General features: G+C 67.9%; 9 protein-coding genes. All 9 read left to right on the top strand.

The window, feature by feature from the left end; all coding sequences use genetic code 11:
* Positions 1-226 (top strand): hypothetical protein (locus CSQ95_RS29760; RefSeq protein ID WP_180279153.1); only part of this gene is annotated, 226 nt, incomplete at its 5' end.
* Positions 223-957 carry a hypothetical protein gene (locus CSQ95_RS24955; RefSeq protein WP_099411445.1) on the top strand — a complete coding sequence of 245 codons (735 nt, stop codon included), beginning with the start codon at positions 223-225 and terminating at the stop codon, positions 955-957. The genes CSQ95_RS29760 and CSQ95_RS24955, both read left to right, overlap by 4 nt.
* Positions 954-1,664, top strand: a complete 711-nt coding sequence (locus tag CSQ95_RS24950) for a type II secretion system protein (protein ID WP_099411444.1) — start codon at positions 954-956, stop codon at positions 1,662-1,664. Before CSQ95_RS24955 ends, CSQ95_RS24950 begins: the two co-directional genes overlap by 4 nt.
* The gene (locus CSQ95_RS24945; RefSeq protein WP_180279152.1) at positions 1,664-2,437 is read left to right on the top strand and encodes an ABC transporter permease; all 774 of its coding nucleotides are present in this window, start codon (positions 1,664-1,666) and stop codon (positions 2,435-2,437) included. Before CSQ95_RS24950 ends, CSQ95_RS24945 begins: the two co-directional genes overlap by 1 nt.
* Positions 2,437-3,156: a hypothetical protein gene (locus CSQ95_RS24940; RefSeq protein WP_099411443.1), complete on the top strand. Its 720-nt coding sequence runs from the start codon at positions 2,437-2,439 to the stop codon at positions 3,154-3,156. The genes CSQ95_RS24945 and CSQ95_RS24940 overlap by 1 nt, the downstream gene beginning before the upstream one ends.
* A gap of 86 nt (positions 3,157-3,242) precedes the next feature.
* A complete protein-coding gene (locus CSQ95_RS24935; RefSeq protein ID WP_070291219.1) occupies positions 3,243-3,815 on the top strand; it encodes a prepilin-type N-terminal cleavage/methylation domain-containing protein in 573 nt (190 codons plus the stop codon).
* Between the two features lie 27 nt (positions 3,816-3,842).
* Entirely contained in the window at positions 3,843-4,208 is a 366-nt protein-coding gene (locus CSQ95_RS24930) for a YgiW/YdeI family stress tolerance OB fold protein (RefSeq protein ID WP_099411442.1), read from the top strand.
* Between the two features lie 233 nt (positions 4,209-4,441).
* Positions 4,442-8,926, top strand: a complete 4,485-nt coding sequence (locus CSQ95_RS24925; protein WP_257218211.1) for a PAS domain-containing protein — start codon at positions 4,442-4,444, stop codon at positions 8,924-8,926.
* The gene (locus CSQ95_RS24920) at positions 8,923-9,846 is read left to right on the top strand and encodes a diguanylate cyclase domain-containing protein (protein ID WP_099411440.1); all 924 of its coding nucleotides are present in this window, start codon (positions 8,923-8,925) and stop codon (positions 9,844-9,846) included. Before CSQ95_RS24925 ends, CSQ95_RS24920 begins: the two co-directional genes overlap by 4 nt.
* The last annotated feature ends 62 nt before the right edge of the window (positions 9,847-9,908 follow it).

Below are 9,908 nucleotides of genomic sequence, written 5' to 3'. Positions count from 1 at the left end.
GGCCCCGCCCGTGGAATTGAATGGCGTGGTACAGCGCAGCAGCGGCCGCTCTACCGTCTGGCTGAACCAGGAAACGCAAAACGAACCGCACAACCGCCTTGCGCGCGAGAAGTCCGGCACGCCCGGCGCCCTGACCTTGCGCCTGTCGAACGGCCAGGTGGTGCTGCTGAAGCCCGGCCAGCGCTACGACCCGGCCAGCGGCACGGTCACCGAGGCGCAGCCATGACGCCGCGCCAGGCGCATCGCCAACCCCGTCGCCAGCGCGGCGCCGCCCTGTTGCTGCTGGTGGCCGTGCTGGGCCTGGGCGCGGCCAGCCTGCTGATCGGCGCCTTCGGGCGCAACACGGGCGAGGCCGAACGCCAGCAGCGCACCCTGGCCACCCTGGCGCAGGCGCGCGACGCCTTGCTGGGCTTTGCGGCGGCCAATGGCCGCCTGCCCCGCCCTGCCGCGTCCGCCCTCGACGGGCGCGAGCGCCCCGCCGACTGCGCCGGCGACGCCGAGTGCAGCGGCTTTTTGCCGTGGGTGGCGCTGGGCGTGGACGGCGTCGACGCCTGGGGCAAGCTGCTGCGCTACAGCGTCACGCCGGAAATGGCGCGCGCCCCCATCGTCTCGTTTTCCGCTGTCGCCAACAGAGTCGTGCTCACGCGCGACGGGCGCGGCGCATTCGCCTTCGTGGCGGGCCAGGACCAGTGCGACGTCAGCGCGCAATGCCTGCCCGCCGTGCTGTTCTCGCAAGGCAAGAATCACTACGGCACGGCCGCCAGCGGCGTACCGCAGATCAATACGGCACGCGGCAATATCGACGAAGCCGCCAACGACGGCGCCAGCCGCCGCTTCATTAACCGCCCCGCCACCGAGCTTGCCACGCCGCCCGGTGGCGCCTTTGACGACATGCTCACCTGGATTACCTTGCCCACCCTGTATCAACGCATGCGCGCCGCGCGCAACCTGCCATGAGCGCCCTCCATGCGCGCCGCCAGGGCGGCTTTTCCCTGATCGAGATCGCCATCGTGCTCGTCATCGTCGGCCTGATGATCGGCGGCCTGGTCACGCCCTTGACGGTGCAGCTGGAACAGCGCAAGGTGGCCGAGACGCAACAGGCGCTCAATGAAGCGAAGGAAGCGCTGACGGGCTACGCGCTGCGCTACGGCTACCTGCCGTGTCCCGCCATCTCCGCCGGCAATGGCCTGGAAGACCGGCGCGGCGCCCGCTGCACGGGCGAAAAACGTGCGGGCTTCCTGCCCTGGGCCACCCTGGGGCTGCGCCAAGGCGACAGCTGGAACAATCTGTTCCGCTACAGCGTGACGCCCGCCTTCAGCGACAGCGAGCAGCAATTCAACCTGGGCACGCCGCGCGACATCAGCATCGTCACGCGCAATGGCGGCGCGCTGCTGCAGGCGACGGCATTAAGGGACATCCCCGCCATGATCATGTCCCACGGCAAGAACGGCTTTGGCGCCACGGGCGTGCAGGGCCAGCGCCAGGCTGTTCCTTTCGGCAACAATGTCGACGAGCGCAACAATGCATCGAACGCCACCACTGTCATCAGCCGCGCCGCCAGCGGCCCGCAGCAGCCCGGCGGCGAATTCGACGATATCGTCGTCTGGCTGTCGCCGAACATCCTGTTCAACCGCATGGTGGCGGCGCAAAGGCTGCCCCGCTGATGCCGATGCTCTGGCCCGCCCTCACCATCGCCCGCTACACGCTGCTCGAAGCGCTGCGCAGCCGCCTGCCGTGGCTGTTCGTGCTGGCCGCCTGCGCCGCCGCCGGCCTGGCCGGCTTCCTGCAGCAACTGGCGCTGACGGAAAGCGGCGCCGTGCAGGCGGCGCTGCTCGCGGCCGCCTTGCGCCTGGCCAGCGTCTTCCTGCTGGCCACGTTCATCATCACCAGCATGGCGCGCGAAGCGGCCGACCGGGCCCTCGAGCTGCTGCTGGCCTTGCCCATGCCGCGCGCAGCCTACCTGCTGGGCAAATTGCTGGGCTACGGGGCGCTGGCGGCAGCGCCCGCCGTGCTATTCGGCTTGCTGATGGCGCTGTTCGCCGCGCCCGCGCAAAGCGCGCTGTGGGCGCTGTCCTTGCTGGGAGAATTGTGGATCGTCGCCGCCTTCAGCCTGCTGTGCGCGGCCAGCCTGCAGCAGGCCCTGCCCGCGCTGGCCGCGACTAGCGCTTTCTATGTGCTGGCGCGCATGCTGGGCAGCCTGCAGCTACTCGCGCACGGCCCGCAGGCGGGCGACTCCCTGGTGCAACGGGCCACGGCAGGCGCCATCGACGTGCTGGCCCTGCTCTTGCCCCGCCTCGACGCCTTTGCGCGCACGGAGTGGCTGCTATACGCCACCGGCGACTGGCAAGCCCTGGCCAATGTGGCGGCGCAAACGGCCATCTATGTGGCCTTGCTGGCCAGTTGCGCGCTGTGCGACTTTTACCGCAGGAACATCTGATGGCCGCCGCCCAGCGTCCGTGGTCGAGCGTGCCGCGCCCCCTGTGCTGGCTGCTGGCGGCCTGCTTGCTGCTGCAGCTGGGCTGGCGCCTGGCGCAGCAGCAGGCACCGCCACAGGCGCGGCCCCTGCCTGCCGCGCCGTCGGCAGCCGTGGCACGCCTGGCCAGCCTGGGCGAGCCGCTGGCCATGGCCAAGGCCATGCTGCTGTACCTGCAATCGTTCGAAGACCAGCCCGGCGTCAGCCTGCCGTGGCGCAAGCTCGACTATGACCGCCTGGCCGGCTGGCTGGAGACGGCGCAAACACTCGACCCGCGCAGCCGCTACGCGCTGGTGGCCGCCAGCGAAGTGTACGCGGGCGTGGCCGATCCGCAGCGCGCGCGGCGCATGCTCGATTTTGTCGCCGCCAGCTTCGCCGCCGACCCGCAGCACCGCTGGCCCGCCATGGCGCAGGCGGCGCTGGTGGCCAAACACCAGTTGCACGACCTGCCGCTGGCGCTCGCCTATGCACGCGACCTGCGCCGGCTGGCGACGGGGCCGCAAGTGCCAGCCTGGGTGCGCGAAATGGAAGCGTTCATCCTGGAAGACATGGACCAGCTCGACAGTGCCCGCCTGGTGATCGGCGGCCTGATCGCCAGCGGCCAGATCAGCGACCCGCACGAACTCGCTTTTCTCGCGCGCAAGCTCGATGCACTGGCCGACAAGAAAAAGGCGGCGCCATGAGCGGCCGTCCGACATGCCGTGCGCGCGCGGCGCCATTTGCAGTAAACTGCCATCCCAAGCACCAGCACTTTTTCCAAGGAAATCCCATGCTCCCACGCCGCCAGCACGGCTTTACGCTCGTAGAAATCGCCATCGTCTTGGTCATCATCGGCTTGCTGCTCGGCGGCGTGCTCAAGGGACAAGGCTTGATCGACAGCGCCAAGGTGAAAAACATCATCCAGCAGTCGAATGCGCTGACGGCCGCCGTCAACGCCTACCAGGACAAGTTCCGCGCCCTGCCCGGCGACGATATCCAGGGCACCGTGCACGTACCCAATTCGGCCGGCAACGGCAATGGCGACGGCCAGATCGGCGACGGCCAGCCGCGCGAATTCACGCTGGCGCCGCAGCACCTGGCACTGGGCGGCTTCATTACCGGCTCGTTCAACGGCACCTCGCAATTCATGACCAGCGCCCAGGGCGGCGCCGTCTACCTGTACAACGATGAAGTGGGCGGTCGGGCCGGCAACGGCATTCGTTTCGACAACCTGCCCGAAGGCTACGCCGAGCAGATCGACAGCAAACTCGACGATGGCGTGGCCAGCACGGGCAGCGTCCGGGCGAACATGCCCTATGGCAATACCGGTGCTATCATCCCCCGCACCGCCGTCTTTTTCTGAGCCGCCACTCACTATCGAAGGAATACCATGTCCCTGCACCGCCAACTCATCGTCTCCCTGGCCGCCGCCTGCGCCTTGCTGGCCGGCGGCGCGCACGCCCAATACGTGGGGCCGTCGGCCGGCCCGGCCGCGCCCGGCAATGTGGCCGCCATCCTGAAAAATCCCGTCGACGACCAGGCCGTCGTGCTGCGCGGCAACCTGCTGCGCAAAGTGGGCAACGAGAAATACACGTTTTCCGACGGCACGGCGGAAATCCGCGTGGACATCGACGACAAGGTCTTCATGAACCGCAAGATCGACGCCAGGACCCGGGTGGAAATTCGCGGCGAAGTGGAAAAGGATTTCATGGAAAGCCCGGAAATCGATGTCGACGTGCTGACCGTGGTCCCCTAAGTTTCCCTGCCCTCCCGCCGCCACGGCGGGAGGGGCGTCACCTCCCTTCTGTATGCCTTGCGCAACCTTTTTTCCATCCAAGAAACTAGGCTTGTCAGAACAATCAATTTCGTCTAGCATCTTTTCATTCAAGGTCAGCCAGCGCCAGCGTGAGCCTGCCTGTCGACTCATCCATTCTGGGAGCTTTCCGGGTGCAAGATTTGCCTTCGATACGCTCAAGAATTTCATGGCTGGTGCTCGCCTGGGTCATTCCGACGGCCCTCGTGTTTCTCCTGCTCGTGGCGCAAAGCTACACGCGCGAACGCGACCATGTCGTCAGCGAAACGGCACAGGCGGCGCGCGCCGTCTCCGCCGCCATCGAACGCGACTTGAGCGGCGCCCAGATGGCCGCAAGCCTGCTGGCCGCCTCGCCCGCCCTGCAAGACGACGATATCGGCGCCCTGCGCACGCTGGCCGGCAGCCTGCTGCAGCCGGGCCTGGCCGTCAGCGCCTTCATCGTCTCCGACGCCAAGGGACGCCAGCTCATCAATACATCGCTGCCCGCCGGCCAGACACCGCCCCCTTTGCCGCAAAAATGGGCCGCCAGCATGGACCGCGCGCGCGACTACGGCAAGCCACGGCTGACCAGTTTGCTGACGTCGCCGGACGAGGTGCCGCGGCTGGCCCTGAACCAACGCTTGCCGCGTAACAAGGGACCCGCCTATGTGCTGACGGCGCTGTACCCGCCCGACTACCTGCCCTTGCTGCTGCGCGAGCTGCACCTGCCGGCCTACCTGGGCGCGGCCATCGTCAACGCCGACGGCATCAACGTGGCGCGCACCTTGGCGCCGCAGCGCTATGTGGGCCAGCGCAGCCCGGCCCCCCTGCTGGAGCAGATACGCCAGCAGCGCGAAGGCGTGCTGCGCCACGCCACCCTGGAAGGCATCGACGTGTATACGGGCTTTCGCCGCGCGCCGGACGACGCCTGGACGGTGGCCGTCACCATCCGCACCAGCACGGTGGCCGAAGCCCTGCTGCGCTCCGTCGTCACGGGTTCCCTCATCCTGGCCCTGCTGCTGGGCGCCGGCTTTGCCCTGGCCTGGCGCGTGGGCGGCCGCCTGGCCAGCACCCTGCAGGAACTGACCGTGCAGATCCATGCGCTGGCGCAAGGCAAGCCCCTGCTCTCGCACCGGCACACGGACCGCGAATCGGCCGACATGGCAGCCGCGCTGGGCGCGCTGGAACGCGACTTGCGGCGCCACCGCACACAGCTCGAAAGCCTGGTGAGCGAGCGCACCCTGGCCCTGGAAAAATCCACGCGCCTGCTGGAAACCGTCTACGCGACGGCTCCCATCGGCATGCTGTTCGTGGGACTGGACTTGCGCGTCGTCATGATCAACCAGTACCTGGCCGCCATCCACGGGGCCAGCGTGGCGCAGCATCTGGGCCGTCCCGTGGGCGCCATGCTGTTCGACGACGCCGTGCGCATGGAGGTGGAACGCTGCGTGCGCCAGGTGCTCGAGACGGGATCGCCCATCGTCGACCTCGAATTGCAGGGTCATGGCGGGCGGCAGCGCGAGCAGCTGAGTCACTGGATCGTCTCGTATCACCCGATTTTCGGCCCCGAGCAGCAGTTGCTGGGCGTGTCGGGCCTGTGGCTCGACATTAGCGAGCGCAAGCGCAGCGAAGCGGAATTCCGCCGCTCGAAACACCTGTTCGGCACCATTATCGAAAACATCCCGGCCATGGTCTTCGTCAAGCGCGCCGACAAGCTGAGCTTTGAAATGGTCAACCGCCACGCGGAACTGACCCTGGGACGCTCGCGCGAGCAATTGCTGGGCAAGACCGACCACGACTTCTTCCCGCCGCCGCAGGCGGCCGCCTTCGTCAGCGCCGACCGCAAGCTGCTGGCCACGGGGCAGATGGTGGAAATCGAACAGGAGCCGATCAACACGGCCGACGGCACCACGCGCCACTTCACCACGCGCAAGGTGGTGCTGCGCGACGACGCGGGGCGCGCCAGCCACGTGCTGGGGGTGTCGATCGACATCACGGAACGCAAGCGCGCCACCGAGGTGCTGCACGCCACCACCTTGCGCCTGGAACAGAGCGAGCGCTTCATCCGCACCGTCACCGACAACCTGCCCGGCATGGTGTCGTACTGGGGTGCCGACTTGCGTTGCCGATTCGCAAATAATTTCTATAATGAATGGTTTGGCCGCAGCAGCGCCGAACTGGCCGGCATCCACATGAGCGAATTGCTGGGACAGGAACTGTTCGACGTGTATGCGCCCCACGTCGAGGGCGTGCTGGCGGGCCGGCCGCAAAGCTTCGAGCGCGACCTGCTCGACCCCACGGGACAGGTATGCCATACGTGGACCAATTACATCCCCGACGTCGACGACAGCGGCGGCGTGCGCGGCTTCTTCGTGCTGGCCTCGGACGTCTCCGAGCTCAAGCGCACGGAATTGCGCCTGCACGAACTCAACGAGCAGATGGTGCGCGCGCGCGACAAGGCCGAGGCGGCCAGCACGGCGAAGAGCGAATTCGTCGCCAACATGAGCCATGAAATCCGCACGCCGATGAACGCCATCATCGGCCTGGCGCGCCTGCTGGAAGAGTCGCCGCTGGAACGGCGCGAGCGCAGCTACGTCGGCAAGATCCAGATGGCCACGCAGTCGCTGCTCCATATCGTCAACGATGTGCTCGATTTTTCCAAGATCGAGGCGGGACAGATGGTGCTGGAACAGCGCCGCTTCCAGCTCGAACGCATGCTCGGCAGCGTCGGCGTGCTGCTGGCCAGCAGCGCCTGGGCGCGCGGCGTGGAGCCCGTGTTCGTGCTCGACCCGGGCGTGCCCGATGAACTGATCGGCGACGCCCTGCGCGTGGAACAGATCCTGATCAACCTGGTGGGCAACGCCGTCAAATTCACTTCGCATGGCGAAGTGGTGCTGGCCATCGACATGGCGGCCGAGGACGCGGCCAGCGTGACCCTGGAGTTTTCCGTGCGCGACACGGGCATCGGCATCGGCGCGGCCGAGCAGGAACGCATCTTCGACGCGTTTTCCCAGGGCGACAGCGGCACCAGCCGCAAATACGGCGGCACGGGACTGGGGCTGGCCATTTGCCGGCGCATGGTGGAATTGATGGGCGGCCAGCTCAGCGTGAAAAGCGCGCTGGGCCAGGGTTCCGACTTCCGCTTCCGCTGCCGCTTCGGCAAGGCGGCGGCGCCGCACGAGCCGCGCCGCAAGGGCGCGCCCAGGGCCCTGTCGCTGCTGATCATCGACGACAACGCCAGCGTGCGCGCCATGCTGGAAGACTGGTGCGCGGCGCAGGGCTGGCACAGCCGCAGCGCCGACAGCGGCGCGGCCGGCCTGGCCTTGCTGCGCCAGGCCGGTGGCCCGGACGGCTTGCCGCCGGCAGACCTGGTGCTGCTCGACGCGGCCATGCCAAGCATGGATGGCATTTCCATGCTCACCGAGGCGCGCGCCGACGAACACCTGGCGCTGCCGCCCGTGATCATGCTGGTGGCCGACCAGGACAGCGAAAACCTCGAACGCCTGGCCGACAGCCTGATGCTGGCCGGCATCGTCTCGAAACCGGCCACCCCGGCACGCCTGCTGGCGGCCGTGACGGCCGTGCGCGAAGGCCGCAGCGCGCCTTCCGCGCTGCCCGTTTCCACGCCCTTGTCGGGCTTGCTGGAAGGCATGCGCGTCCTGCTGGTGGAAGACAATGAAATCAACCAGGAAGTGGCGCAGTACATCCTGCTGCACTCGGGCGCGCGCGTGGCCGTGGCCGCCAACGGCAGGCTGGCCGTCGACTTGCTTGCCAGCACGCCGGACGCCTGGGACGTGGTGCTGATGGATTTGCAGATGCCCGTCATGAACGGCTACGACGCCACCCTGGCCATCCGCGCGCTGGGCTTGCCGGACCTGCCCATCGTCGCCATGACGGCCAATGCCATGGACGAGGACCGTCTGCGCGCCATCGCCAGCGGCATGAATGCGCATGTGGCCAAACCGATCGATGTCGACGACATGATCGAGACCCTGACCCGGCTGGTGCCGGCGCCGCCGGGTGCGGGCACTGGCGGCAGCGCCATGCCGGCCGCGAACGCCGTCGCGTGGATGGCCGATGTGCCGGCCACGGTGCCCGGCATCGACCTGGCGGCGGCCCTGCACCGCTTCGGCGGCGACTACGGCGCCTTCCTGGCCCTGCTCAAGCGCTTTGAAAATTCGCAAGGCGACGCCGTCGAGGACACGCGGCGCCTGCTGGCCGCCGGCCAGACGCGGCAGGCGGCGCAACTGCTGCACCGCGTGTGCGGCGTGGCGGCCAACCTGGGCGCCGCCCACGTCGCCAACCTGGCAGGCGAGGCGGAAAAAACGCTGAAAACGGCGCAATCGCACGCGACACCCGCCTTGCTGGGACAGCTGGAACTGGCGATGGCCGAAGTCATCGAGGCGGCGCGCACCCTGCCCTCGCCCCTGCGGCGCGGGAAGCCTGCACCCGCCGCACCCGGCAGCGCGCCGCCCGACCTGCGCGCCGGCCTGGCCGACTTGCTTGTCCTGATCCGCAACAATAACCTGAAGGCGCTGGCCCAATTCCACGCGCTGCACCCCGCCCTGCAACAATCAGACCGGGAAGCGGCCCTGGCGCTGGCCAACGCGATCGAAACCCTGAATTTTTCCGAAGCGGAAAAACTCGTGCTCGATCAGCTGAAACGAGAGGAAAACAAGTGAGCTGGACCAACCTTGCCATGAACGGGCGCATCCTCATCGTCGATGACGCCATGGAAAACATCCAGATCCTGCACCAGTTGCTGCGCGAGGAACACGACGTGCTGTTCGCCCTGAGCGGAGAGAAGGCGCTGGAGATTGCGCATAATCAACTGCCGGACCTGATCCTGCTCGACGCCGTCATGCCCGGCATGGATGGCTACGCCGTCTGCAATGCGCTGCGCGAATCGGCCATCCTGAGCGCCATTCCCGTCATTTTCGTCACGGCCCTGAACCAGCCCGAGGACGAGACGCGGGCGCTGGAAGCGGGCGCCGTCGATTTCATCACGAAACCGTTCAACGCAGCCGTCGTGCGGGCCCGCGTGCGCAGCCAGCTGACCATCAAGCGGCAGGCCGACGCCATGCGCGAGCTGTCGCTGACGGATACGCTGACGGGCGTGGCCAACCGGCGCAGCTTCAATGACACGATGGACAGCGAATGGCGGCGCTGCGCGCGCGACGGCGTGCCGATGGCCCTCATCATGGCCGATATCGACCACTTCAAGGATTACAACGACACGTATGGCCACCAGGCGGGCGACCTGTGCCTGCAGCAGGTGAGCGCCGCCCTGCGCCGCTGCGCCGTGCGCCCGCCCGACCTGCTGGCGCGCTACGGCGGCGAGGAATTCATCATCCTGCTGCCGCAGGAAACGCGCGACGGCGCCGAAGTGGTGGCCCAGCGCATCCTCGACGAAGTGCGCGCGCTGGAAATTGCCCACGCCAGATCGAGCGCCGGCCCGCACGTCACCGTCAGCCTGGGCGTGGCCAGCGTCATGCCCACGGAAGGCATGGACCCCAGCGCCCTGATCCGCGCCGCCGACGCCCTGCTGTACCGCGCCAAGCAGACGGGGCGGGACAGGTATTGCGCGTCGGAGGGGGAGTAAAGAGGGGCGCGCGCACCTGCGTCGGCTTACGCCCTGCGGGCTAAGCCGACCTACGCCGACCT

This window comes from Janthinobacterium sp. BJB304, assembly GCF_002735765.1.
Classification (GTDB): domain Bacteria; phylum Pseudomonadota; class Gammaproteobacteria; order Burkholderiales; family Burkholderiaceae_D; genus Janthinobacterium.
Note: the sequence above shows the minus strand (reverse complement) of the source record. Positions and strands in the feature narration are given on the sequence as shown.